Origin of the sequence: Streptomyces sp. NPDC048659 (genome assembly GCF_040650575.1) — a bacterium.
Classification (GTDB): domain Bacteria; phylum Actinomycetota; class Actinomycetes; order Streptomycetales; family Streptomycetaceae; genus Streptomyces.
The window spans coordinates 1-25,521 of record NZ_JBEZHM010000065.1; the positions used below are offsets into that span (position 1 = coordinate 1).

The following is a 25,521-nucleotide window of genomic DNA, read 5'->3' on the forward strand; positions in this document are numbered from 1 at the left end:
CCACCCGGTACGACAAAACCGCCCAGTCCTACGAAGCCGCCGTCACCCTCGCCTCACTCCTGATGTGGACGTGACATTTGACGACAGGACCTAGGTGTTCACCCGAACGGACTGATGTGCTGACATCGCCGTCGGTGCCTTGAGCCGGGACTTCAGCCGGGCCATAAGCACCGGCCAAGCTCGCCCCGGCCACCTCGAGGATCTGCCACAGTTTCGCCAGCTCGATCCTCGCGGTGCTGTCAACGAGTCAGCTCGCACCTGCGGCAGTCCCGCTGAAACCAACCACTCTCAGTGACGTCGCCCCAGGAGCCAGGGACGCTCACTACGCCACCAGCACCCACCACCCCCGTTCTCTGACCAGCACTCACCTTCCCGTGCTGGTCCGGTGCTGGTTCTCCCGCCCCGTCAGGAAAGAACCTGCAGGTCCTAGCGATGGTCCAGTGAGTTGTCGTACCACTCGATGGTGGTCCCGATGAGGGACGCGGCGACGATGCGCTTGAGGGAGCCGGGGGGCGTGGGGGCGGGAGTTGCGGCGGCCATGTGCACCACTTCCGAGCGGGATGACGGGGACTTGTCGGGTACCGCCACACCGTAGGAATCCGCAGGTCAGGGGCGTATGTGGCAGGACACCACAGTTCGGGGCCCACAGGTGCGCGCCGCCACCATGCCCACCTCACCGCGCCCTGCCGAGCTCCACCGGACGGCGTACGGCGGGGCCTGGAGATGCCTGCCAGATTTGCACACTACGACCCAAGTTGGGAGGAGGGTTCTGGATCCCGTGCTGGTTTAGTGCTGACCTGAAAGCCCATGTCAGCACCCCCGGGAACCTGTCCCATGCTGGTTCGATGCTGACTACGGAGCGTTGAACCGGGGGACATTCAGGCAGGGATCGGATGGGTCGCGGATACCGCGGCTGGCGCGGATCCGCCAGGCCATCCGCGCCAGCACGTTCACCCCGACGGGTGCGGCGGGCGCCGATCTGTCCGGCGGCCGTTACCTCTCGTTCCTGTACCTCGTCGGCACTGGCCCCTCCTGAAGAAGGAGTTCACCTCATGGCCACCGCCCCCTCCCCGGACTTCGCGACCGTCGCGGACGGCTACGCCGCCTACTCGCGAGGCGGCCGGGGCCGTCTGCGCCACGACATCACCGCCCGCCGCGTGCTGGCCGAACTCGGCGACCGGACCGCCCGCGTCCTGGACGTCGGCTGCGGCGACGGCGAGATGGTGCTGCGCCTGGCCGGCTCCGGACACCACGTGACCGGCGTGGAGAAGTCGCCCGACATGCTCGCCTCCGCCAGGCAGCGGGTCGCCGCCGTGCCCGACATCGCCGGGCGCGTCACCCTGACCCGCGGCGACGTCTACAGCCTGCCGTTCGACGACGCGTCCTTCGACGCCGTCGTCTGCCACGGCGTCGTGATGTACCTGCCCGACTCGGCTGCGCCCGTCGCCTCCCTCGCCCGGCTCGTCGCCCCGGGCGGGATCCTCAGCATCCTGACGAAGAACCAGCTCGCCGTCGGCGTCCGCGAGGCGCTGCGCGGACAGTACGAGTCCGCCCGGGCGCAGATCGAGACCGGGCAGGCCGCCAGCACGGGCAACCTCGGCCTCCGCACGCGCGGCGACAGTCCCGGCCACCTCGACCACCTCGCCGCGGACTGCGGCCTCACCCCGCTCACCTGGCAGGGCGTGCGGATCTTCCACGACCACCGCGACGACTGGACCCCTGCCGAAGAGGAGTACCAGGCGGCGCTCGCGACGGAGTGGGCCGCCTCGACCCGCAGCCCCTACCGCGAGCTGGGCCGCCTCGTGCACGCCGTCGCCCGCCGCGAGACGGTGTCATGACCAGGCATCACGCCATCATGCCGCTCACGATCGGTCGCCTCGCCCGTGACCTCGCGTCCCGGGCGAGGCAGCCGGCCCTGCGGTGCTACGAGTCGCCGGCCGCCCTGTGGGTCCGCTGCTGCGACCGGGGTCTGCCGCAGCGGACCGGGCCGCAGGAGCTCGTCGAGCGGGCGGGCCGGCGGCGCGTATCCGGCGCCACTGGTCGCCGCCCTTCCGGGGGCGGAGGGCGCCGCGGAGCTGTGGGGAGTTGGTGCTACTCGCGGTGAGCGGGGTGTCCATCGGCCAGGAGGCTCCCGTACGCCAGGCACAGCACGGGGAAGCCGAGCGCGTCCAGGGTGAGGCGAGCCGTCTCCACGTTGGAGGGACGGTGCCCGGTCGCCGCCTCGATCAGCTCGGTGACGTAGTGAAGGCCGCCGCCGACGAGCGCGAACCATGCCTGGTTCTTGCTGAACGTCTCGCTGTGCGCGGGGACCAAGCGGGCTGCGGCCTGCTGGATCTGCTCGCGGGTGACTTCGCGCCGGATGCCTCCGGACAGGAAGGTGGTAGGCAAAGGTGTGTCCTTCGATCAGGGTCGCGCAGGGGTCCATCGTACGGGCGTCCGCCGCGGCGCTTGTTGGACGGCTCCGAGGGTGGCACCGGTGGGGCGTCAGGCCATTGAGGGGGCGCGCTGCCAGGCCCCGCGGAGGTCGATGTGGCGGGCCCGTGCCGGAGCCGAGCCAGGACTGGGGGGATCAGTGCCGCCGTCCTGACTCGGCCGCGGTCCTTCGGAGGTCCGATGGTGCACGGCATCCATGAGGCGGATGCCTCATCGCGGGCAGGCGAGCGGGGCGAGGCCCGCGCTGGTGAACACGTAGCTGACTGATCGTTTGTCCGGTCCCGGATAGGAGACGACGACGGCGGTCCCGTGGCTGTTGGTGCCGCCGTACTGGGGTGTCATCTGCGTGTAGGCGCGTCCGCGCAGGTCAGCAGCCCAGGTCGCGGTCGGATCGGTCCAGGTGATCACGTCTCCGGCGACATGGACCCAGTCGATGGACGCCCCCTCGACCACGATGACCGGCGCCGGCCATCCGGCTCTCCAGGCATACAGGTTCTTGTGGTCCACTCCGGTCCATGCCCAGGTGGTTCCGTCGCTCGCCGAGGCCGGTGAGCCGTCAGCGGCCGCCAGTGCCTTCGGGAGGCCGCCCGGCGTGCCCTGCGAGGTGACCGTGCTGAGCTTCGTGGGCGTGTCTATGGCGAATGCCTCCGGCCAGACCAGAGTGTCTCCGGCGAAGAAGGAGGGTGCCATGCGCCCGGTGCGCACGACCTTGTCGGTCGCCGAGGCGAGATCGTAGAGATGGACCTGCCGCTGCACGTCGGTGAGTTTCTGGTCCTTGGGCCCGTCGCCGACTCCCTGCACCCAGGTCGCCTTGCCGTCGTTGACCCACGGGTACATGAACGGCCCGGGCACCGGGTTGCCACCGGCGTCGACCGGGGACTTGGCGATGCGCTTGGGGGCTCCGCCGGCCTGCGAGTCCCAGGCGAACAGCTCCCACGTGGAGCCGACGTCGTTCGAGGCGAGGACGGTGAACACCACCCAGCGGCCGTCGAAGTCGGCCAGGCCCAGACCGCCCTTGCCGTCGTTGTCGTCGGTGTAGATGGTGGTGCGCTTGCGACCGTTCTCGCGTACCCACAGCAGGGTCACACGGCCGCCGGCCTTGCTGGCGGCGATCACTGAGGAGCCGTCGGGCGCCACGGCCATCGGGTTCAGGGACTCGCCCTGCGATGCCTGGAGGGTGCCGGCGGTCTGGGCCTGCTTCCAGGCGGCCGGGGTGTCCACCTTGCAGAAGGGCTTGCCGGAGTCGGCCTGGGGCGCGGAAAGGGAAGGACGGGAGGGTGCTGCGCTGCTCAAGGTAGGAGACACTGCTGTCGCGGCGGGGGTGCCCGGCCCCGGCGAGCACCCGAGGGTGCTCGCCAGCGCCACGCCGACCGCTGCGATCAGCAGCCTCCTACCAGTTGTAGCCACGTCCACCCATGATCGTCACGAGGGTGCTGTTGGGCATTCCGCTCCGTGAGGGAACGCTGGACCACACGGTGGTCGCCGAGTCCAGGTAGGCCGCCCAGTCCCCGTCGTAGCCCTGGAACGGGAACCAGTGGTAGATCGTCGATTGGTTGTTGGGGTGGCCGACGAGGTGCGGGCCGTTGTAGACCTCCATCGCGTTGCCGACCAGGGAGGCGCCCGCGTCGGTGTCGCCGATGAGGCGGTTCTTGAACGCGGCGACGTCGGCGCTGGTCGGGGTGTAGGGCAGGTTGACCCTGACGTAGGGGAACCCGCCGGCTTCGTCGTTCAGCTGCTTGCCCATCTGGTCCACACCAGTGCCGCCGTTGTTCGGCGATATGCCGATCCAGCTGGCGAAGGTCCCCTGGTCGTGGTTCCAGATGCCGCGCATGCCCAAGGCCATCACCAGCGTGGCGGGCCCGCAGTAGTTGTTGTACCACTGGCCCTGGTGCGTGTTCGGAAGCATGTTGGTGGTCGCCTGAGTCGCGGCCTTCGGCTTGTGGGCCGCCATGTACGCGTCCTTCGACTTGAGCTCGGCGGCCGTGGCCGCCCTGCCGCCCCAGCCGTCCTTGGACCTGTCGTTCCGGTCGTCGTCGGCGGCCTTGGCCGCTCCGACCTCCTGCGCGGACATGGCGCCGAATCCGGTCGGGGACGGGGAGTCGGCCGAGGCGACCTGCGGGGTGATGAGCCCGGCGACTACGAATGCGGCCAACGCTCCTGCCGTGGTGGCCTTCGCTGCAATGGTCATGATGCCCTTCGGAAGATTGGTGATCTGCGGGGATCGGCGTGCTCAGAGGCCGCGCCGTGCCTGCCCCACCGGCGTGGTGGCTGCCGGATGGACGTCCCAGCCGATGCCGGTGTCGCCCGTCGGCGCCATGCGGGCCGCGTCCCAGCCGATGCCGGTGCCGTCCGCCGCCGCAGTGGTGGTGGCGAGGCCGGTCAGCAGCAGGGAGAGCGCGGCGGTGGCGAGCAGGGACTTGGTCCGAGACATGGCGGTTCCCCCAGAGGAAGTCAGTGGTTTCGTCTACCGGGCCGCAGCGTCCGCGCTGCCCTCCCGGTGAACCAAATCCTGCTCAGTCGCCCGGCTCCGGAGAAGGGGTTACGGGTGTCACCAACCGTCCTGACCTATTGGTGACGTCACCGAGGGAGCAGGGGGATCGCTGCCAGGGCCAAGGCCAGGGCCCGGCTTTGGCCCTGGCCCTGGCCCTGGCCCTGGCCGTGCGGGCAGTTCGCCGACAGCCCCGGAGATCTCAGAGCCAACCTCGCTGGGCCGCCTTCAGTCCGGCCTCGAAGCGGCTGCTGGCATCAAGCCGCTCCATGAGGGCCGCCATCTGCCGCCGTACCGTCCGCATCGACACACCCAGTCGTCGGCCCGCCATGTCGTCCGTCATGCCGTCGGCCAGCAGCTTCAGGAGTTCCCGTTCCGCCGGGGTGAGCCCGGTCGCGGACTCCTGCGGCCGGTCCGCGCCCAGTGGTACGGCGGTGCTCCAGGTCTGGTCGAACAGGGCCGCCAGCGAGGCCACGATGCCCGGCTCGCGCGTACACAGCGCGCCCAAGCGGGTGTTGGCCGGGTCGATGGGGACGACGGCGGTCTCGCGGTCGAAGAGGAGCACGCGCGGGGGCAGCACGGGGCAGGTGCGGACCATCCCGCCCTCCCGGGTCATCCACTGGGCGTACGCGTAGGTGGCCGGGTCGTTGCGGGCGCTGTCCTGGTACAGGGTCAACATCGAGATCCCCCGCAGCAGCGCCTGCTCGTCCAGCGGGCGCGAAGCGTCCAGGCTCGCCTGCGACTGCGCCCCGCCGGGCATCACCGACAGACACTCGCGGCTGACCTCCGCGGCCAGTACCTCCAGCTTCGCCTGGATCGAGTCCAGCCCCACCAGCCGCTCGGTCCCGTCGCTGTCGGCGATCCCCGGACGCAGTGCGGCGTACTCTGCGACCGCGCGGGCCGCCGCCGCCTTGTTCAGCTCCAGCTCCTGCTGCCTGCGCAGGAGCTCTTCCTCTTGACGGCACAGCATGAGTTCCAGCCCGCGCTGCGGGCTCACGGCCCGGACGGCGCCCGGCTCGTCGCGGGAGGGGCGGACGAGGGACAGGTCCGCGAGCTGGTCCAGGCAGGCCCGTACCGTCGTCTCGGGCAGCACCAGGCGGAGACAGATGTCCTTTACGCCCGCCACCGGGTCGGAGAGGAGTTCTCGGTAGACGTTCGCGGTGTTCGGTTCCAGCCCCAGCATTTCCAGCACGTGCCCAACCCCCCAGATGGACGCTTGCGCGGCAGGTCCCGCGTGTCCGCTGCGCGCGATGGTCTCAGGGACACCACGAGCACGACAAGTGTCCGCACCGGCAGCCGGAAACCGTCCGGAAGCCGCCGGGTCGGAACGTTCCGGAAGCTGCCAGGCCGCTTGCTGCCAGACCTGCACACTTCCGGGGATCCCCGGCGCCGCGCAACCCTGGAGCCTGTCCGGTCGGCCGGCTCCTCGGAAGGGACTCCCCATGCGCATGGTCCAGGCGTCCCTCCTCCGCGTGAACAACGGCTCCGGGACAGCGAAGGAAGCATGCGTCCTCGATGAGCTGCTGTGGGCCCATGCCACCGCGGCCCACTGCCTGGAACACGTCCGCGTGCGGCCCGCCCCGTACGGTCTGGAGCTCGTGATGTTCTTGCGGTCCGAGACGGAAGCCGGGGCCGTGGCCCGAGCACACGCTCTCCTCGCGGTCGCCCGCCTGCCACTGCGCACCCTCGGTTACACCGTGGGCACCGCGCCCCCACCGGACGCACACCTCTAAGAGGTCGTTTTCTCCCGTTGTTTCATCCCGTTATGCGAATTTAATCCGGTGGTGTCGGGCCGCGCCAGGAGATGGTGCTTTCGCCGGTGAGGCCGCGGACCATCAGGTCGCTCATGGCCAGGTGGATCATGGCTTCGGAGCGGGCCGGGAGGGTCTCGTAGTCACGGGCAAGGCGGCGGTTCAGCATGAGCCAGCCGTAGGTCCGCTCCACCGCCCAGCGCTTGGGTATCGGAGTGAATCCCCTGGTCCCGGGCTTGCGGGCGGTGATTTCCATGTCGATGCCGAGGGTGGCCGCGTGCTCGACGAGGTGCTTGCGGTAGCCGCCGTCCACCCAGGTCTCACACATCGTGGGGTGGTCGGCGGCGACCTGGTCGAGCAGGCGGGTGCCGGCGTTGGAGTCCTGGACGCTGGCCGCAGTGACCAGGACCGCGAGCAGGAGGCCGAGCGTGTCGGTCACGATGCTCCGCTTGCGGCCCACGATCTTCTTGGCGTTGTCCGTGCCCTGGCTCGTGACGGGCACGCTGGTGGAGGTCTTCACACTCTGTGCGTCGATCACACAGGCCGAAGGCTTGGCGTTCCGGCCCTCCTGCTCGCGCACCAGTTCCCGCAGCAGGCCGTTGAGCTGGGCGAAGACGCCGTCGCGCTGCCACTTGGCCAAGTAGCCGTAGACGCTGTTCCAGTGGGGGAAGTCGTGCGGCAGGTAGCGCCACTGGACGCCGGTGCGGTCCACGTACAGGATCGCGTTCATGATCTCCCGCAGGTCGAGCTCGACGGGACGGCCGAAGCCCAATACCTGGCCGTGGCGCTCGTAGCGCCACGCGACCAGGACCGGCTCGATCAACTCCCAGCGAGCATCGGACAGATCACTCGGATACGCACGACGGTCAGCCATGACTTGGGCATACCGCCAGTTCGGGGCGTATGCCCAGACGTGCGTTCACTCGCGTGGAAGCATGGAACAGACCCGGGCGTCCTGGAATGAGACAGGCGCAAGCCGCTCCCAGCCCCAGACGCCACACCACTCGTCACCACATCCACTACTAACCCGGCTACTTCACCAGCGCCAGATCGCCAGACGACAGAAACGCTGTGATATAGCAATCATTCAGGTTAAAACGATCTCTAAGAGGTCGTTTCAGAATGCCGTCGGGCGGAGATGCCAGCGGCCCATGGAAGAATCCCCTCAACTGCGGCCTCAGGGGGGATGACGCCGAATGGAACGAGTTGGGGGTGCACGGGAGCTCGTGCTCGGCTACGTGGACGCTCTGAGCGCGATTGACGCGGCTGTGAGGTCGGCGCTCCCCTCGCTTGAACGACTGGGAGATGTCCTCGGCCTGGTCCGTTCACGCCGGATCAGCCGGAGTGGGCAGGTCGGCACCTACTCCTACACGGTTCATGGGACTGGGTGCCGCTTCGTCAGTGACGACGGCACTGAGGTCGACGTGGACTTCGCAGCCGACGGGAGCGAAGTCTTCGACCTCTGGCGGCTGCACTGCTACGGGCTGAGCCTGCCAGAGCCTCTTGACGTCACGGATCAGGACCTGCAGACCGCGGTGCGGTACCTGCAATCGCTTCCGACCGAGGTACGACCGGGTTGGTTCAGCGTCGCCAGCTGATCGCATCAGGATGAGATTCGCAGGCGGCGCAGGCATATGAGACTGCAGGCCAGTTCGAGAAGGCCCTGATGCAGGTCGCCGTGTCGCTCATAGCGGGTGCGGAGTCGTTTGAACTGGTGCAGCCAGGCGAAGGCGCCCTCGACCACCCAGCGCACCTTGCCCAGTCCCGAGCCGTGGGCGACGTCGCGTCGGGCGATCAGCGGTTTGATGCCGCGTTTCCACAGCAGGCGGCGGTACTTGTCGAAGTCGTAGCCCCGGTCGGCGTACAGGCGTCGGGGCTTGCAACGAGGGCGTCCCCCGCTGGCCGCGAATCGACGGCACGGCGGCGAACAGTGGCAGGAGCTGGATGACGTCGTGCCGGTTCCCGCCTGTCAGAGTGACGGCGAGCGGAGTTCCGTGACGGTCGACGATCAGGTGGTGCTTCGAGCCAGGACGCCCCCGATCGACGGGCGAGGGACCGACGTGATCCCCTCCCTTTGAGAGCCCGGACGTGCGACCCGTCCACGGAGCAGTCGTCCAGGTCCAGCAGGCCGGCGCGACGAAGCTCGGTCAACAAAGCTGCGTGCAGGCGAGGCCGAAGACCGGCCTCGGTCCAGTCTCGCAGTCGGCGCCAGGCCGTCACGGCTTCCTCATCCATGACGACATCCTCGACCACTCCCCCGCCCGCCGAGGATGAGCCTCCCTGCTGCCACCGACTGGAGACGGAACACCAGGAGGCCGGGTGGCACGGCGGGGGGACGCCTTCGGAAACGCGACCTCGATCGTCCTGGGGGACCTCTGTCTCACCTGGGCCGAGCGACTCCCCCTGCGGTACGCCGTCGCGTCCGGGGCCGACTCGGTGGCGGACATCTACCACGACATGTGCGCCGACGCCGTGTACGGGGAGGCACTGGAACTGCGCGTCCAGGCGGACCGCCGCTACGAGCCACGCCGATGCCTACAGGTGGCCACCCACAAGGCTGCCCGGTACATGCTCACTCCACCGCTGCTCATCGGAGCCCAGCTGGCCCAGGCCCCCGAGGCGGTGTGCCGTGCCCACACCGACCACGGCACGGCGCTGGGCGAGGCATTACCAGCTCCTGGACGACTTCCTGGGCGTGTTTGGGGATCCCGCGGTGACGGGCAATCCCAACCTGGACGACCTGCGCGAGGGCAAGCCCACGGTGCTGTTCGCGGCGACGCTGGAACGCTCGGCTGAACACGACCAGCGACGGCTCCTCGCCGTGTACGGGAACTCCCGCCTCGACGAGGAGTCGGCCAAGGAACTGCGTTGCCTGATGAGGTAGTCGGGGGCGGTCGCCGTTGTCGAGGAGCTGATCGCCGACCGTCGGATACTGCGGCACAGCCTTGAACCGCTTGACCAAACACATAGGGGCACCCCCCCCGGGGGGGGGTGCCAGCCACTCTCAGCGACGTCGACCCAGGAGCCGAGGACGCTCACTACGCCGCCCGCACCCACCTCCCCCCCCGTTCTCTGAGCAGCACGTCACTTTCCCGTGCTGAGGGACGCGGCGACGGTGCGCTTGAGGGAACCAGGGGGCCTGGGGGCGGGAGTTGCGGCGGCCATGTGCACCGCTTCCGAGCGGATGACGGGGGACATTGTCGTGTCGCCATACCGTAGGAACAGGCAGGTCAGGGGCGTATGTGGCGAGACACCACAGTTCCACCCCCGAGGTGCGCGCAACCACAATGCCCGCCTCTCCGGGCCTCGTCTCGCTCCGCCGGACGGCGCTCGGCGAGGCTCCGTCGCGTCCCCCGCTCTCACACACCTGTCACGAACAGCGTCTACGCTCGTGGGCCACAACGATCCGACCTGGCCTTGAGGCAACCCCCACGCGCGAAGGAGACATGGCCTTCCACCAGGCACGGGGTCGTCTGCGGCGCGAGGGCACCCGCGAGGTGCTTGAGGCTCCGCCCCGTCCATATCTGTGCCGCTCGGTCGCGCGATCCAGCGGGTGACCCCCCTGTCATGGAGCCCATCCGCCCGTTCGCGGCGGATCGCGGATCGCGCAGGTCGAGGCAGCCGAGGAAGCTCCGACGGCCCGGAGCGCCAAGCGCTCCGGGCCGTCGTTCGGTCCGCCTTGCGACAGGGTGTCAGGTCAGAGGATCAGGTCCAGCGGGCCCCAGCCGATGCCGATCAGGGTGCGGCCCGTGGGGAGGTAGTCGTAGAGTCCGCCCTGGTTCGTCAGGCCCACCGATTCCGCCGCGCCGTCGCTGTCGAGGTCCGTGGCGTAGGGGGTCCAGGCGCCGTTCCACCAGCCGTTGCCGTTGAAGTAGCGGGCGCCGAAGCTGATGGCGCCGTTGGTGCCGGTGGTGTTGGGGTAGACGTACAGGTCGCCCTGGTCGGTGCGGCCCATGATGTCGATCCTGTGGTCGCCGTTGAGGTCGGCGAAGCGGATCGTGGTCCAGGACGCCGGCCACCAGCCGTTGCCGATGAAGACGCGGCTGCCGAACGTCTGGGTGCCGGTGCCTCCGGCGTGCGGGTAGACCCACAGGTCGCCGCCGGCGTCGCGGCCGATGACGTCCGTGCGGCCGTCGGCGTCGATGTCGCCGAAGCCGAGGGTGTCGTACATGTTCCAGCCCGTGCCGATCAGGACCGGGCTGCTCACGGTCTGAGTGCCGGTCCTGCCGGTGCCCGGGTAGAGGACGAGGTCGCCGTTCTTGTCGCGCCCGACGATGTCCGTGTAGCCGTCGTTGTTGACGTCGGCCGTGTAGGCGTTGGTCCAGTGGTCCCGCCACCAGCCGTTGCCGATGAAGTAGCGGTCACCGAGTGTGTTCCGGCCCGTGCCTCCGGTGCCGGGATAGACCCACATGTCGCCGTTCGCGTCCCGGGTGAGCACGTCGGTGTAGCCGTCGCCGTTGTAGTCCGGCCGGCTCTGGGAGCCGCTGGTCCACTGGCCCTGGCCGACCGCGTTGTAGACGACCAGTACGCCGCGGGCGTGGAGGACCGCGTAGCCGCCCGGCCTGTTGCCCGTCCGGCTCTCCCACAGGCGGGTGGAGCCGTCCGCCGCGTCGACCACGAGGTTGCCGTCGTTCTGCATACGGGCCACGGCGCCCTGGTGGCCGGCGGTGTGCGTGGCCCACACCCGCTTGTCGCGCGTGAACAGGACCAGGTCGCCGTCGGTCTGCATGACGAGCTTGGACACGCCACTGGTGTACGCCTGGCCGGAGGTCAGCGCCGTACCCGGCGGGATCCGGGCGCCGGCGACGCCGTCGATCCGGAAGCCCCCGGAGAACGAGTTGACGCTGCCGCTCCATGCCTGCCCGTACCAGCCGAACATGGTGTTGTCGGCCTGGCGGGCCCACAGGTCGGTCACGCCGTCGCCGGACAGGTCCCCGGCGGACCCCACCTGCGGATAGGCGGCCTCGGTGACGCCGACGCCCACGCGCGTGCGGCCCTCTACGCCCCAGGTAGCCAGGTCGACGGCCCTGCCCTCGGCGCTCTTCTTGCCGTAGCTGCGCAGGATGTCGCCGTTGGCCCGGTCCCGCAGCCACAGGTCGGGGATCGAGTCGCCGTTGAGGTCACCGGGTGCGATGACCGTGTACTTGTCCCAGTCGGCCCCGCCCACCAGGACGGGCGCGCCGAGGGTGTCCAGGCTGAGACTCGCCCGGTTGCCGAAGTACGCCCACAGCCGCTTGTCCTGCTTGACGAGCAGGTCGGGCTGACCGTCGCCGTTCAGGTCGCCGGGGCTGAGGATCTGCGAGGCACCCTGCCAATGGTCGTCGCCCTCCTCCGTGCAGCCCATGTCCTCGTCGTGACGGGGGCAGGAGACGGTGACCTCGACGCGCTTGTTCCCCTGGACGTGGCCGAGGCCGTTGTTGGGGTACATCCACAGCTTGTCGGTGCGGTCGTTCGCGTCGGGCTCCAGGGTGAACAGGTCGTTGTAGCCGTCCTGTCCCCAGTCGCCCGAGATCACGGCCTGCGCGGCGCCGAGGCTCACCCCGCCGTTCGTCGCGGCGGAGAAGGTCGCGTCGCCCTGGCCCGCGTAGGTCACCAGGGTGCCGAACGAGTCCTTGCTCCAGATGTCGTGGTGGCCGTCACCGTTGACATCGTCCGCCTGGTCCCGGCTCTGGGAGCGGCCCGCGTAGAAGAGGTAGGTCGCGGTGTCGGAGCGGTTGCCCGCCTGGTCCTGACTGAAGGCGTACACGAAGTGCGGGCCCACCCCTGGCGGAGTGAGGCTGACGGTGGTCTGCCCGCCGGCGGGCACCGTGGCGGTCTTCACGTCCGGGTCCCAGTCCGTGTAGTAGCCGTATCGGACCACGTCGGCGACCCCGTTGGCCGAGAATGTGAAGGAGCCGGGCGTGCGCGCCTTGCCGGTGGTCGCGGGCCAGCCCGCGTCACCGTTGGGGAACGCGGCCGAGTCGATCTTCGGGGCCTTCTCGGGCCGCGTACGGTCGACGGTGAAGACGCAGGTCTGGCTCCAGCCGGAGTACTCGCTCTGGTCGTATGCGCGCACGCGCCAGGTGTACGTGCCGGTGGGCAGCTGGGCGTCCGGCACCATCAGGGTGGACACCCGGTCGCGAAGGCCGGGGATCCAGGAGTCGACGACCGTGGCGCCGTCCTTGTAGACCTGGAATTGGGCGGACAGATTGCCCGCGTTGGGGTCCGTGACGAACGCGTACAGGCTGACGGTCGTGTTGCCGATCACTCCGCCCGTCGCGCAGTCCGTCCGCGGGTTGGTGCCGAGGCCCGTCGGGGTCTGCGGCGGGTTGTTGTAGACGGTCTCCAGGACCGCCGTCTTCGGGTCGAACTTCTTCCACCCGAAGGTGTCGCCCTCGTTCGCCGCGTACAGCCCGAGGGTGATGCTGTTCTCACCTGCGGCGGCGACGCGCTGCATCTTCCAGGTGAGGTCGAACTCCAGGTTTCCGCCGGGGCAGTTGGAGGACCAGCCCTTCGACTGGTTCACGTCGGCCAGCCAGTCGATCTTCGCGGGCTGGTTGTTCCAGGTGGTCTTGTCGCTGATGCCCTTGGTGTGCCACAGCTGCACGGGCCGGGCCTGGCAGGACCAGGACCACACGTTCTTGATGCGGAAGGTCGAGGAGGTCACCTTGGCGCCGCGCAGGTTCGAGGTGTCCATCTCGAAGAACGACCGCGACAGGCCGCCGGTCTCGTTCTCGTAGCCGACGCGGGCCACCTCGTTGGCGTTCCAGTAGCTGTTGCGCGGGTACTTCTGGTAGACGCGGGTCCAGTTGTTGCGTCCGCCCCAGGCCCACGAGGGGTCGATGTAGACCGGGTAGGTGGTGTCGGGGGCCTTCAGCAGGCCCTGGTCGGGGGTGATCTGGAGGCTGTCGCCGCTGACCGTGGTCGGCATCACGGCCTCCTTCGCGCCGGCGGGCCGTTCGAACGAGCTGTCCGGCTCGGCGGCTGGGGCCGGATCCGAGCTCGCCGCGAAGGCGGCCGTACGCGCGGGCGCGGCGGTCTTGGCGAGGGGGGCCGGAGCCGTGGACGTGGTGGAGTCCCACATGACGGGCGACGGGCTGGTGAAGACGGTCTGGCCCGCCGGATCGGTCGCCGTCACGGCCCCGGTGCCCGCGTCGGTGGCGACCGTCACGCCGACCGTGGACATCGTGTACTTGAGCGTGGCGAGCTGGGGACTGGCCGCCGCCTGCGGTGTCTTGACGACGATCAGCTGGGAGAAGCCCTCGACCTCCGCCTTCAGCTGGAGGTCCACCCCCGGCAGTGTCTCGGCGTAGGTCGCGACGTTGCCGTCGAGGGTGGGCTTGGGCAGGGCCGTGGGCCAGGACAACGACAGCGTACGGCCGTCCTTGACGCCGGTGAGGATGGGGCCGGTGCCCCCGCCGGAGAACGAGACCAGGACCGAGGTGGCCCGGGGGCGCACCGATCCGTCGGGGGCGAACTCCAGGGTGGGGTCGGTGGCGACCCAGGCACCCGCGCGCAGGATCCGCACCGGGGTCCCGTACCGCTTCACGGAGAACGTTCCGTCCGGGTTCACCCAGGTGTCGGACAGCTCGGTGCGGGCGGTGGTCAGTTCGACCGGCCGGCCCGTGGCCTTCGCGTCGCGCAGCGCCTGGTCCTCGGGGCTGACGCGGCCGTCGTCGGCGGGGTCGGTGACGACGGAGGGGACGGCGGACGCCACGGGCACGGCTGCTCCGGAGCAGCCGATGCCGATGACGGCGGCGAGGACCGTGGTGCCACGGAGGACCCGTCTCCAACGGTTCTTGCCAGGTATGACGGACATGCTTCTCACTTCGTTCGATTCGCGGGGTCGGGTAGAGGGGCAGCGGGGTGGAGGGGCGGTTCGCGGGGGCCGGACGACGGCCGGGATACTGCCTCCATGAGCAGATACACCGAGGTCATCGTCCTGGCGCGCCGTGCGGAGGAGGTGATGGAGCCGCTGACCCGGCCCGACGAGGACCGGGAGTGGCACCAGAGCTTCACCCGGGTCGGCGACAACGTCTTCGCGGGCTCGGGCTCGCCGTCGGAGGAGTGCTACGCCTGGGTCGTCCAGTTCATCCGGAGCAACTGGCGCGGCCTGTTCGCGCACCTGGAGTCCCTGCCGTGGCCGGACCCCTGGTCGGTGCAGGTCCTCCTGCGGGACGAGGACGACGACTGCTTCGGCCTGTGGATGCTGTTCGACGGACGCCTGGTGGAGGTGCCGCTGCCGCGCACGCGGCGCGAGCCGTTCTCCGACACCATCACCGGCGTCCTGTCCCGGACCGACCGGCCCGGTCGCTGACCGGCTCGGCGGCGGTGCGCCCTCGCGGACGCACCGCCTGTACGGTGCCGGGTGCGGCGCCTCCTACGCGCAGTACGGCCCCGAGGGGTCGCACATGGTCGACGGCGGTTCGGGGAAGAACGGATCGGGTTGGTCGTCCGTGAAGCCGAACGGGTCGACCGAGTCCTTGAACATCTCCCAGCCGCCTCGCGTCCAGCCGTAGTCCCGGACGTAGATGGGTGCCTGGATGCCCGTGATGATCGCCCCGATGCCGGGGAACTTCACCTTGACCTTGGGGCCCTTGGGCCGCTTCATCGGGCCGGGCTTCGGCGGCGTCTTCGGCGTCGGGGGCACGGTCCTCCGGGAGTCGAAGTCACCCGGCGGGTAGATCACCCGGACGTTCGGGTTGTTCTGGTAGTGGGCGGCGTACTCCTCTGCCTGGGCCAGGTCCTTGGCGACGAACACGACGGTGCCGGTCTGGTTCTTGAGCTTCTTGTCGATCGTCCCGTGGTTCTGGGCGACGCTCCGGGTGGACTCGGTGGCGTCCGCGGTCTCGACGTCGACGATCTGCCCGTTCTTCCAGGTGACCTTCACGAAGTCGGCGGTCGTCTCGGCGTTGACGACGTTGCCGTCGAGGTCCTTGAGCGGCGCGTCCTTCCGTACGGTGGTCTTGCCCGCCTGCCCGTCGTCCTGGAGCAGGTACTCCACGCCGTTGCCCGTCTTCGGGTCGTAGTACATCCCGGCCCGCTTCAGGTCGTCGTTCAGGGTGTCGAACGCCTTCGCGGCGGACGCGTCCGGCTTGTCGGTCATGTGGTGCGGGACGCCCTGCTTGTCGTAGACGGTGGTGATCTTGCCCTTGCCGTCCACGTCGGCGGTGAGCGGCCGGGTCTGGTCCACGTGCTTGAGCCGCCCGCCCTGGCATTCGCCGGGGTTCGCCTGGCAGTAGGCCATCAGGTCCGGGTCGTAGAGCCCCGACGGATCGCTGCGCGTGACCGGGTTGTTGTGGCTGTACCCGTAGCCGTCGAGCTGTAGCGGATCGTTCAGGTCCATGACGGGGTCGACCGAGACGAACCGGCCGATGGCCGGGTCGTACTCGCGCGCCCCGAGATGGGTGAGCCCGGTGTCCGCGTCCTTGGTCCCGCCGACGAAGCCGCGGTCCCCGGTCCAGCCGGTCGGCTGCGGTCCGCGGGGTCCGCCGAAGATGCCGGTCTTGCGGCGCACGATGGTCTGCGTGGCGGCGTCGACCTGGGTCGTGCCGGTGCCGTGGTGGTCGGCGAGCAGGAAGGTCAGCTTCCCGCCCGTCCGCAGCGCGATCGTGGTGCCGCCGGCGGTGTAGTAGCGGGTGCCGGTGACGTTGCCGTCGCCGGCCATCCTCAGCTCGTTGCCGCCGGGCAGGTAGAGCGTGGTGCCGGTGGAGTCGGTGCGGAACAGCCGGGAGCCGGCCGCGTCGTACCGGTAGCTCGTCACCACCGACCCCTGGGTGGTCCTGGCCAGATGGCCTTCGGCGTCCCACTCCAGCTTCTGCTCGGCGGCGCCGCCGATCTTCCGGCTGACCGTGCGCCCGCCGGCGTCGTATCCGTAGGACTCCGTGACGTTCCCGCCGGGCCCCGTCTGGGAGACGGACGGCAGGTCGTGCTTGCCGGCCGTCGGCGCGCCGTAGGTCCGGGTGATGTCACCCGTCGGCCCGGACGCCGTCGCATGCTGGACCTCGCCGGTCCGGTTGCCCGTGACTCCGTAGGTGTACGTCGTCCAGTACGCGTCCGGACCGCCCACCGTCGAGGCGGACGGGCCGGCAGCGCAGCCGCCGGGGGCGGTCGACGCCGCCGTCCACGCCTCGGTGATCTGGCGCAGGGCGTCGAGGGTGAAGCACTGGGTGTCCGTGACCTGCTGCGCGTCCTGGCCCGACACGGTGTTCACCGAGGTGATGTTGCCGGTCGGGTCGTACGTGTAGCGGGTGTCGTCGATGCGCTGCGGCGCGAGGTCCCGGTCGGTGACCGCCCGGGTCAGGTCGCCGGTGTGCTCGTCGTACTCGAACGAGGACCACAGGTGCTTCGCGAACTCGCCGTACTCGGTCCGCGTCGCCCGGCCGTAGTGGTCGTACGTCATCTCGGAGACCAGCGGGTCGGTGCCCGCGCCGATGGTGTACGGCAGGCCGCCGGCGGCGGTGTAGGTGTTGACCAGCTTCTCCGACGGCAGTCCGCCCATCGCGGGCTGCTGGACCCACATCACCTGGTTGGTGTTGATGTTGTAGCTGGTGGTCCACTTGTAGGTGCCGGCCAGCGCGCCGTTCCCCGTGGACACCGGGATGGTGACCTGGGTGCCGACCGGGCTGTAGGCCCCGTTGTAGTTGACGACGGATTCCTCGTACGCCAGGCCGTCGATCCACCGGGTGGACTTCGCCGGCTTGCCCTTGCCGCCCGTGGCGGTGTCGTACGTCCAGGCCGCCAGGGTGGTGGTGCCCCGCTTCAGCGCGGTCTGGCGGCCCAGGTCGTCGAAGTCGCTGTGCAGCGTGACGCCGCCGGCCTTGGTGACGTCGGTGGCCCGGTCGCCCCGGTCGAAGACGGTGTCGGTGACGCCCTTGTCCGGGTCGTCGACGTGGGTCTGCCGGCCGCGGACGTCGTAGCCGTAGCTCCACGCGGCTCCCGAGGGGTCGGTGACCCGGGCGAGGAGGCCGCGCTTGTCGTACGCGTACCGGGTGGAGCGGAACGCCGTCCGGGCCGCGTCGGTGTACGTCCGGATCTCGCTGGTGCGGCCCTTGGCGTCCGTCAGCGTCGTCGTGGCGGTGCCGCCGCGCGGCGGGATCACCGTGGTGGTGTCGCCGGTGTAGACGGTTCTGGTCCGCTTGGTCTCGTCGCCGTACCTGCGGGCGACGACGTCGGTGACCCGGCCCGCCCCGTCGTACAGGGTGTCGGTGGACGACGGGTAGACCAGCTCCTCTCCGATCCCCAGGACGGGCCCGGCCGTTCCGGTGGAGAAGTAGGTGCCGGAGTCGCGCCAGACCAGACCACGGGTGTCGTAGAAGCTCTCCTGGATCAGCCGCCCGGCTCCGTCGGGGGACGGAGTCTGGGTCTGCCGCGAGCGCAGCAGGCCGTCGAAGAAGGCATAGGCCGTGCGGTAGACGGAGTTGTGGTCGAGGGCGCTCGTCGCGACCACGTTGGGGCCGTCCTGGCGGACGGTGTAGGCGAAGGTGTACGTCGGCGACGTCGGGTAGGTGGCGGCGGGCCGCGTCGGGGTCCAGATCCGCACGACCCGGCCGAACGAGTCGTACGCCGTCGTCGTGACCCTGTTGTTCGCGTCGGTGACCGTGAGCGGCTGGGAGCGCAGCGGGTCGCTCACCGTGGTGATCTGATGGCCCAGCGGGTTGGTGGTGACCGTGGTGGTGGGCACCTCGCCGACGGCCGGGGTGAAGGCCGTCGTGCTCTTCTTGCCGTACACGTCCGTCGTGCTCAGCGGGCGGCCGTAGACGTCGAAGTCAGCGGCCGGGGTCGTGCTGGTGACCTCGTATCCGGTGCCGGTGCCGTTGATGGACTCCAGGCGGGTGACATCGCCCTTGGTGGGGGCGGTGGCGGGGTCGGTCGCACCGTCGAAGTAGCTGCGGTTGTCGGCGATGACGTCGGCGGGCCGGCTGATCGCGCTGTCGCACGCCCCGGCGGCCACCTCCGTGCGGTACACCCGGTCGACCATCCACATGGCCGTGTTCCGGGCGTAGTACGCCGTCGTGCAGGACTCGTCGCCCGTCTTGTCCACGTCACCGAGGTCGGACGTCTGGTCGACCATGCCGTAGGAGTCGAAGCGCCGGGTCAGCGCGGTCCTGCGGGTACCGCCGGAGACGGTCGTCAGCGACTCCTCCTTCTCGACACCCGTCCGGTACGCCTCGAGGTCCGGCAGACCGGTCCGGGCGCGCGTGGCCGTCGCCGCCGAGCGCCACGGCGTCGAGGACGTCGCGGAGACCAGCTTGCTCGTGTCGTCGCCGTCGAAGACGGCGGACGCCCGCGGCATCCCCGCGAACTGCTCGCGGTCGGTGGCCGTCCGGCCGGCGTAGTCGGCGACCTGGGCCCCGTCGTTCCCGCGGAAGTACCGGGTCTCGGTGAGAGTCTTCGGGTCGAAGGCGGCGCCCGTGCGGGTCTGCACCCGGCCGTAGCCGCGCGGCACGGAGTAGGTGCGATCCTCCGCCTTGGTGAACTCGTCGGTGCTCTTCGCCCAGGCGGCGCCGTCCAGATAGGCGTAGGAGGTCACCTTGTCGGGCGTCTCGACGAGGTTGTCACCCTCGACGACCTGCGTGACCACATAGCTGTTGAACCAGTCCTGCTTCGCGGTCTCGCCCTCGTACGCCCACTTCACGGGGAAGCAGCGAGTGGTGTTGGAGGCGTCCGCCGGGGGCAGGGAGCTCGCGGTGCAGTCCGGCTGCGAGTAGTACGCGCCGATGGTGCCGCCGGCCTCGGTGGTGATCTGGTACATCCGCAGCCGGACGAACGGCGCGAGACCGTCGCCCGTCTTGTCGACCCGGTTGGCGCGCTGCTCGCCCGCGAACGTCACCGGAGGCAGGGTGAGATCGCCGCCGACCTTGCCGGTGTGCGTGATGGACTTCAGCCACATCGGCGTGGAGATGCCGTCGCCGGAGGCGGGGAAGTCCTGGTCGAGGGTCCAGACGTCGACGTCCTTGTGGGCGCCGCCGGTGAGGACCTTGGTGGTGATCGTCGTCAGGCGCTTGCGGGACCAGTACGTCGGGGAGAACCGGTCCTTGCAGTCGTCCCCGTCCTTGCAGTACAGGTCGAACGGGGTGTCGGGCCAGTTCTTGGCATTGGTGTCGTCGAAGGTGCCGCATCCGCTGAGGCAGCGCTCGGTGACGCCGAAGTCGACTCGGCCCATCGCCTTGCCGGTGTAGACGGCGTCACCGCGCAGACCGTAGTCGATGTGGTCGAGCCAGCCGCCGCGCACGTACGGGGTCGGCGTTCCCTTGCCCGTGGCCGAGTCGAAGGCGCGGGCGTAGTTGTTCTTCTCGGTGTTCCAGTAGTACGCCATGGCGTTGCCGTGGGTGTCCACGACGTAGTCGAGCTGCCAGCGCCATGCCTGCTGGCACCAGCCCGCGGGGAAGCTGGCGTTGTAGCAGGGCTCGCCCGCCTGGTTGCCGAAGACGGGCGTCGTCCAGGCGGAGTTGGTGACGGGGTCATCCGCCGCCGCGCCGTGGTCGCTCCAGCCCGGGAGGCGGTTCAGACCGAAGAAGTACTGGGTGCCGTCGGGCGTCGTGACTTTCCAGTGCTCACCGTCGTTGTCGCCGTTCGCCGCTCCGGTCAGGCGCTCGACCTTCTCGCCCGAGTCCGCCTCCGGGTGCCAGCCCTTGCCGGACTCGTAGACGAGCTCGGTGGACTTGCCGCCCAGCGTCAGAGTGGCGTTGTCGCCGAACCAGCACTCGTCGAAGCGCTTGGTGGTGTTGGTGCCGCCGGTCTTGTCGTCCTCGCAGCCGATGTAGCGGCGCTCGATGAAGCCGGGTTCGTAGGACCACCCGTCACCGAGCCAGCCGGGCTGGTTGTTGGAGGCCGCCGTACGCCCGTCCACCGACTGGGAGTTGTAGCCGAGCGCGATGCCCGGGACGAGACCGCCCGGCACGGACGGGACCTTGACCGGGTAGTTCCAGCTGAGGGCTCCGGTGGAACCGCCGGCGCTCCAGGCTCCCGACGCCTGCAGGGGACTGGCCTTGTAGTCGCCGGAGGAGCCGCCCGCGCCCGCGGTCAGGGCGAGCACGGTCGCGCCGCCCGAAGAGAACGCTGCCGTGCGGGCCGACGCCGCTCCGGTGGGGGCGCCCGCGCCGGACGCGGCGGGGATCTCGGCCGAGACCCGCAGCTTCTCCGTGTCGTTACGGCCGGCGAGCGGCCGACGGCTCCGGCACTCCGCGCGCTCGGGCGTGGTCAGCGCACAGCCGGGCAGCTCGACGAGGCGCAGCCGCGCCGCCCAGTCGCCACCGTAGGCGCCCTTGAACGCCGCGTAGTCGACGGAGACTTCGGACCGACCGGTGGCGCCCACCGCGGGGCGCACCGAGAGCAGGACCCCGTCCACTCCGGCCCTGCGCGTGGCCGTCCGGTCGGCGACGATCACGTCGACGCGGGTCGCTGCGGGTTTCGCCGCGAGGGCGCTCCGGGACCGGGCGCCGGGGGCGGCGGCGGTGCTCGTCACCGCGACGGGCAGCGACCCCGCCTTGCCGGCGGCCGAGCGGCGCGCTCCGGCCGGGACGGCGCCGAGGTCGAGCGTGGTGCGTCCCGGGAGGGGCCAGGTGACGGGGGGCGCGCCCTTCCAGGAGTGCGCGGCGGCGTCGTCCTTACGCTGGGTGCCTCCCACTGTCATGGGGGCGACCGGAACGGGCTTCGGCTGGTGGAGTTCGGGCAGCGAGGGCCCGCCGGGTCTGTTCGCGTCGGCTATGGAGGATGCCGGGAGCGTCCCCACGAGCACGATCGCGGTGAGCGAGGCTGCCAGCCCTCGCCCGATGGTTCGTCTCACCATGTACCTTTCAAAGATCTTGGAATAATCGGGGTACGGTAACAGGCGTCGTGGAACGGCGATTGACCGTTCGGAGGGCGCGGGGGGGAGCAAGATCGTCCGGAGTCGGGCACGGCGGGCGAACGGCCTGGACTATCGCGCTGACCTGGGTAGAGTCCCGCCTCGGTAACGAACCGAGGAGCACGCATGCACCACTACGGATCCCGCCGGTCCCACCGGCACAGACGGGCGCTCGACCGGGCGTTGGCGCTCGTCCTCGCCGTCGGCGTGAGCGCCGGCGCCCTGACGGCGGTCACGGCGGCACCCGCCGCAGCCGTCTGGGTCGAGCCCGACCCCGTCGCCGACGGCTCGATGAGCGAGGAGGACTTCGCCCTGAAACGGGCGAAGGAGACGGGCCAGCCGTATGAACTCGTCTCGGCCCGCACGGAGTCCTCGGACACCTGGGCCCAGCCGGCCGGCTCGTGGACGGTGAAGCGCTACGGGACGCCGATCCGGGTGCTGCGCGACGGCCGCTGGGTGCAGACGGACCCGACCCTGGAGTTCACCTCGGACGGGTCGGTGGCCGCCAAGGCCACAACAGTCTCGGTGAGGTTCTCCGGTGGCGGCACCATGCCGCTGCTCAGCGGCGTCAAGGACGGGCGCGCACTGTCCCTGTCGTGGCCGGCCGCCCTGCCGCGCCCCGCCCTGAACGCCAACGTCGCCACGTACCCGGACGTACTGCCGGACGTGGACCTCCAGCTGAAGGCCGAGGTGGAGGGCTTCTCCCAGCTCCTCGTCGTGAAGACCGCGGAGGCCGCGCGGAACCCGGCCCTCGCCACCCTGAAGTTCAAGCTGGACACCGTCGGCCTGACGGTGTCGGCGGACGCCGCGACCGGCGCCCTGACCGCCGTCAACCCGGCCGGCCAGACGGTGTTCACCAGCCCGTCGCCGCTGATGTGGGACTCGACGACCGTCTCCTCGGAAAGCGGTACCGGGGCGCTCGCCGCGCGGTCGCTCGCGTCCGGTCCGGCCGCCCGCGCCGCCTCCGGGGCGAGCTCGGCGGCCGAACCGGCGGCACCGAGTGACCTGTTCACCCCGCAGGCCGGCGCGCGGGACGCCCACATGGACACCACGGTCGCGGGCGGCTCGCTCCAGATCACGCCCGACCAGGAACTCCTGACCGGCGCGTCGACGCGCTACCCGGTGTTCATCGACCCGTCATGGGCGTGGGGCAACCGCCAGAACTGGACCCGGGCATTCAAGAAGTACCCCACCACCTCGTACTGGAACAGCAAGGACGACGTCCGGGTCGGGTACGAGGCCCAGACCAACGGCCTGTCCCGCTCGTTCTTCCAGCTGGACACGTCCGACATCAGGGGCTCGCAGGTACAGAGGTCGACGTTCCGTATCCGCAACACCTGGTCCTGGTCCTGCCAGGACCGCCCTGTGGAGCTGTGGAGCACCGGCTCGATATCCCAGGCCACCACCTGGAACAACCAGCCCGCGCGCGGCTTCCGGCTCGACACGGTCAACGACGCCAAGGGCTGGAGCTCGGCGTGCGCGGCGGGCAACCTGGAGTTCGACGCGACCGCCCTCGCGCGCCAGGCGGCGGCGGGCAACTGGGCGAGCGTGAACCTGGGCCTGTACGCCTCCAACGAGAGCGACACCTTCGGCTGGAAGCGCTTCGACCCCAAGACGGCGACGCTGGAGACCGCGTACGACAATCCGCCTCGCACCCCCTCCGGCCTGGGCACCAACCCCGCCACCTCGTGCGCGAACGGCGGGCTGGTCGGCAACACCCGGGTCTCGGTGTACGCCCTGGTGGACGACCCCGACGCCGGCAACCTGAACGCCGAGTTCCAGGTGTTCCCGGCCGGTTCCGGCACTCCGTCCGCCACGGCCTCCATCTCCGCGAACCGCGGCCGGGTGGCGACCTGGTCGGTGCCCGACGGCGCGCTGCCCACGGGCGACTACCGCTGGCGGGTCCGGGCCGTGGACAGTGACGGGCTGGCCTCCGGCTGGTCGGAGACCTGCGCGTTCTCCGTAGACCGCACCCGGCCTGACCGGCAGCCCGTGATCGGCTCCACCACCTTCCCGAACGGCGACAAGGGCTGGCCCTCCAGTACGGGCCGGGCGCGCACTGCGGGCACCTTCACCTTCGGCGCCAACGGTGTGCCGGACGTCAAGGAGATCCGCTGGTCCACGGACTTCGATCCGCGCACCCGCTCGGTGGCTCCCGGCGGCGGCGTGTCGATCACCCCGCCGGGATACGGTCCCCACTACGTGTACGCGTACAGCGTCGACGCGGCGGGCAACCGCTCCGACCTCGCCACGTACCTCTACTACGCGACCCGTTCTCAGGACCGGGACGGCCCCGGTGACCTGAACGGGGACGGCAACCGGGACATCTGGAGCGCGGACGGAGAGGGCCGTCTCGTCACCTACGCCGGTCAGGGCGGCGGCACCTTCTCCCCGGCCGGCAACGGCGGCATGACCTTCGACGGCGCGCAGGTGACGGCGTCCGGAGACTGGGGACAGGACGGCTACAACGACCTCGTCTCCCTCCAGTACGTCGCCAACGACAAGCGGAAGAAGCTGTTCGTCTACCCGAACAACGGGCAGGGCACCGTCAGCGATAACAGTGTCGAGCTGACCGTCGCCTGCCCGGCGAAGGACCCCGACCTCGGCTGCGACTACGGCGACGACTGGAGCGGCGACGACCACTGGTCCGACGCGGAGCAGATCGTGGCCCCGGGAGACATGAACGGGGACGGCGTCCCCGATCTGCTGGTCAAGCAGGGCCGGCAGCTATGGGCCTACTACGGCAACCGCGCCGCCAAGACGCTCGACAACGACGGCGGCCCGGTGCTGGTCGGCAACGGGGACTGGGACCGGTTCACCGTGATCGCACCCGGCGACGTGAACGGCGACAGCATCCCCGACCTGTGGCTGCGCGAGGACACCACCGGCGACCTCTACCGGAGCTACGGCAGCAAGGGCGGCAACGGGCGCCTCGACCCCGCGACCTGGGGCACCGCCGGCCGCGTCAGGATTGGCTACGGCATCACCCGGGCCGAGTACCCCACCGTCGGATCGGTCGGCGACCTCACCGGCGACGGGCTGGCCGATCTCTGGGCACGCAAGGCCGACAACACCGTCATCGGTTGGCCGGGCATCACGCCCGGCGAGGACGGGCACGCCTTCGGCGCCGACTTCGCCATCGACGGGAAGCGCGCGCGGACTCCCGTCGCGGCCAACGAGGTGGGCAACAGTGGCGACCGGGTGCGATGGGCCGACTTCGACGGCGACGGCAAGCTGGACTACCTCAACGTCGCGGACAACGGGAACGTCGCCGCCTGGCTCAACCACGGCGGCGAGACCGGTGGCGGCTGGCAGTACCTCGGCCGCGTCGCGACCGGTCTGACCACCGACCGGTCCCGGGTCCGCTTCGCCGACTTCGACGGCGACGGAAAGGCCGACTACCTGATGATCAACCCCAACGGGTCGGTCGTGGTCTACCTCAACCACGGCGGTGACCCGGGCGGCGGCTGGCAGAACCTGGGACAGGTGGCCACGGGCATCACCAATGATCCGTCCAAGGTCCGGTTCGCGGACTTCGACGGGGACGGCCGCACCGACTACCTCAACTTCGACGACGGCGGGCAGGTGTTCGCCCACCTCAACCGCGGTGGGGACATCGGTGGCGGCTGGCAGTGGCTGGGCCGGATCGCGACCGGTGTGACCACCGACCGGTCCCGGGTCCGCTTCGCCGACTTCGACGGCGACGGCAAGGCCGACTACCAGGTCGTCTGGCCCGACGGCCATGTCGACGCCCACCTGAACCGGGGCGGCGACCCCGGACACGGCTGGGAGCCCGCCAGGCAGGTCGCCACCGGCGCGACGAACGACCACACGCGCGTCCAGTTCGGCGACTTCACCGGGGACGGTCACGCGGACTACATCCTGGCGGGCGCCGGGAACAGCGCCGAGGTCTACGCCTGGAACGGCGGCGATACAGCCAGCACCCATGGCTGGATCTGGCTCGGACGCGTGGCTACGGGCACCTGACCGTACGGGCGACGACGCCCGGCTCCGATGCCCCG

14 protein-coding genes and 2 pseudogenes are annotated in these 25,521 nt (G+C 70.2%); 7 read left to right on the forward strand and 9 right to left on the reverse strand.

Annotated features, from left to right (window positions below; translation table 11 throughout):
- The first annotated feature begins 1,052 nt into the window (after positions 1-1,052).
- On the forward strand, positions 1,053-1,838 hold the full coding sequence (locus AB0C99_RS33515; protein WP_362483289.1) for a methyltransferase domain-containing protein: 786 nt from the start codon (positions 1,053-1,055) through the stop codon (positions 1,836-1,838).
- 253 nt (positions 1,839-2,091) lie between these two features.
- Here AB0C99_RS33515 and AB0C99_RS33520 read toward each other — a convergent pair whose 3' ends face one another.
- The 5 genes from AB0C99_RS33520 to AB0C99_RS33540 all read right to left on the reverse strand — a co-directional run bounded on the left by AB0C99_RS33520 (position 2,092) and on the right by AB0C99_RS33540 (position 6,104).
- A complete protein-coding gene (locus AB0C99_RS33520; RefSeq protein ID WP_362483291.1) occupies positions 2,092-2,388 on the reverse strand; it encodes a hypothetical protein in 297 nt (98 codons plus the stop codon).
- A gap of 255 nt (positions 2,389-2,643) precedes the next feature.
- Positions 2,644-3,726 carry a hypothetical protein gene (locus tag AB0C99_RS33525; RefSeq protein ID WP_362483292.1) on the reverse strand — a complete coding sequence of 361 codons (1,083 nt, stop codon included), beginning with the start codon at positions 3,724-3,726 and terminating at the stop codon, positions 2,644-2,646.
- A gap of 97 nt (positions 3,727-3,823) precedes the next feature.
- Positions 3,824-4,585, reverse strand: coding sequence for a hypothetical protein (locus AB0C99_RS33530; RefSeq protein ID WP_362483294.1), 762 nt, complete (start codon positions 4,583-4,585; stop codon positions 3,824-3,826).
- Positions 4,586-4,663: 78 nt separating this feature from the next.
- On the reverse strand, positions 4,664-4,864 hold the full coding sequence (locus tag AB0C99_RS33535; protein WP_362483296.1) for a hypothetical protein: 201 nt from the start codon (positions 4,862-4,864) through the stop codon (positions 4,664-4,666).
- Between the two features lie 259 nt (positions 4,865-5,123).
- Positions 5,124-6,104: a LuxR C-terminal-related transcriptional regulator gene (locus AB0C99_RS33540; RefSeq protein ID WP_362483336.1), complete on the reverse strand. Its 981-nt coding sequence runs from the start codon at positions 6,102-6,104 to the stop codon at positions 5,124-5,126.
- Between the two features lie 259 nt (positions 6,105-6,363).
- On the opposite strand from AB0C99_RS33540, the gene AB0C99_RS33545 reads away from it, so the two are divergent.
- Positions 6,364-6,654 carry a hypothetical protein gene (locus tag AB0C99_RS33545; protein ID WP_362483297.1) on the forward strand — a complete coding sequence of 97 codons (291 nt, stop codon included), beginning with the start codon at positions 6,364-6,366 and terminating at the stop codon, positions 6,652-6,654.
- Between the two features lie 40 nt (positions 6,655-6,694).
- Here the strand turns inward: AB0C99_RS33545 and AB0C99_RS33550 are convergent, their stop codons facing one another.
- Positions 6,695-7,546: an IS5 family transposase gene (locus AB0C99_RS33550; RefSeq protein WP_362483299.1), complete on the reverse strand. Its 852-nt coding sequence runs from the start codon at positions 7,544-7,546 to the stop codon at positions 6,695-6,697.
- Positions 7,547-7,898: 352 nt separating this feature from the next.
- On the opposite strand from AB0C99_RS33550, the gene AB0C99_RS33555 reads away from it, so the two are divergent.
- On the forward strand, positions 7,899-8,270 hold the full coding sequence (locus AB0C99_RS33555) for a hypothetical protein (RefSeq protein WP_362483301.1): 372 nt from the start codon (positions 7,899-7,901) through the stop codon (positions 8,268-8,270).
- Positions 8,271-8,275: 5 nt separating this feature from the next.
- Here AB0C99_RS33555 and AB0C99_RS33560 read toward each other — a convergent pair.
- Positions 8,276-8,892: pseudogene (locus AB0C99_RS33560) on the reverse strand (IS5 family transposase); the annotation flags it as partial.
- 99 nt (positions 8,893-8,991) lie between these two features.
- On the opposite strand from AB0C99_RS33560, the pseudogene AB0C99_RS33565 reads away from it, so the two are divergent.
- Both AB0C99_RS33565 and AB0C99_RS33570 read left to right on the forward strand, forming a co-directional pair.
- Positions 8,992-9,318, forward strand: a pseudogene (locus AB0C99_RS33565) (polyprenyl synthetase family protein); the annotation flags it as partial.
- Entirely contained in the window at positions 9,302-9,556 is a 255-nt protein-coding gene (locus AB0C99_RS33570) for a polyprenyl synthetase family protein (protein ID WP_362483303.1), read from the forward strand. The pseudogene AB0C99_RS33565 and the gene AB0C99_RS33570, both read left to right, overlap by 17 nt.
- Before the next feature lie 813 nt (positions 9,557-10,369).
- Here the strand turns inward: AB0C99_RS33570 and AB0C99_RS33575 are convergent.
- Positions 10,370-14,470 (reverse strand): FG-GAP-like repeat-containing protein, encoded by a 4,101-nt coding sequence (locus tag AB0C99_RS33575; RefSeq protein WP_362483305.1) that lies wholly within the window; start codon positions 14,468-14,470, stop codon positions 10,370-10,372.
- A gap of 96 nt (positions 14,471-14,566) precedes the next feature.
- Here AB0C99_RS33575 and AB0C99_RS33580 point away from each other — a divergent pair, with 96 nt between their 5' ends.
- Complete coding sequence (locus AB0C99_RS33580) at positions 14,567-14,968, forward strand: hypothetical protein (RefSeq protein ID WP_362483307.1); 402 nt, start codon at positions 14,567-14,569, stop codon at positions 14,966-14,968.
- A 63-nt stretch (positions 14,969-15,031) separates the two neighbouring features.
- Here AB0C99_RS33580 and AB0C99_RS33585 read toward each other — a convergent pair whose 3' ends face one another.
- Entirely contained in the window at positions 15,032-21,286 is a 6,255-nt protein-coding gene (locus AB0C99_RS33585) for an RHS repeat-associated core domain-containing protein (protein ID WP_362483309.1), read from the reverse strand.
- A gap of 339 nt (positions 21,287-21,625) precedes the next feature.
- On the opposite strand from AB0C99_RS33585, the gene AB0C99_RS33590 reads away from it, so the two are divergent.
- Positions 21,626-25,486, forward strand: coding sequence for an FG-GAP-like repeat-containing protein (locus tag AB0C99_RS33590; protein WP_362483311.1), 3,861 nt, complete (start codon positions 21,626-21,628; stop codon positions 25,484-25,486).
- Positions 25,487-25,521 lie beyond the last annotated feature (35 nt).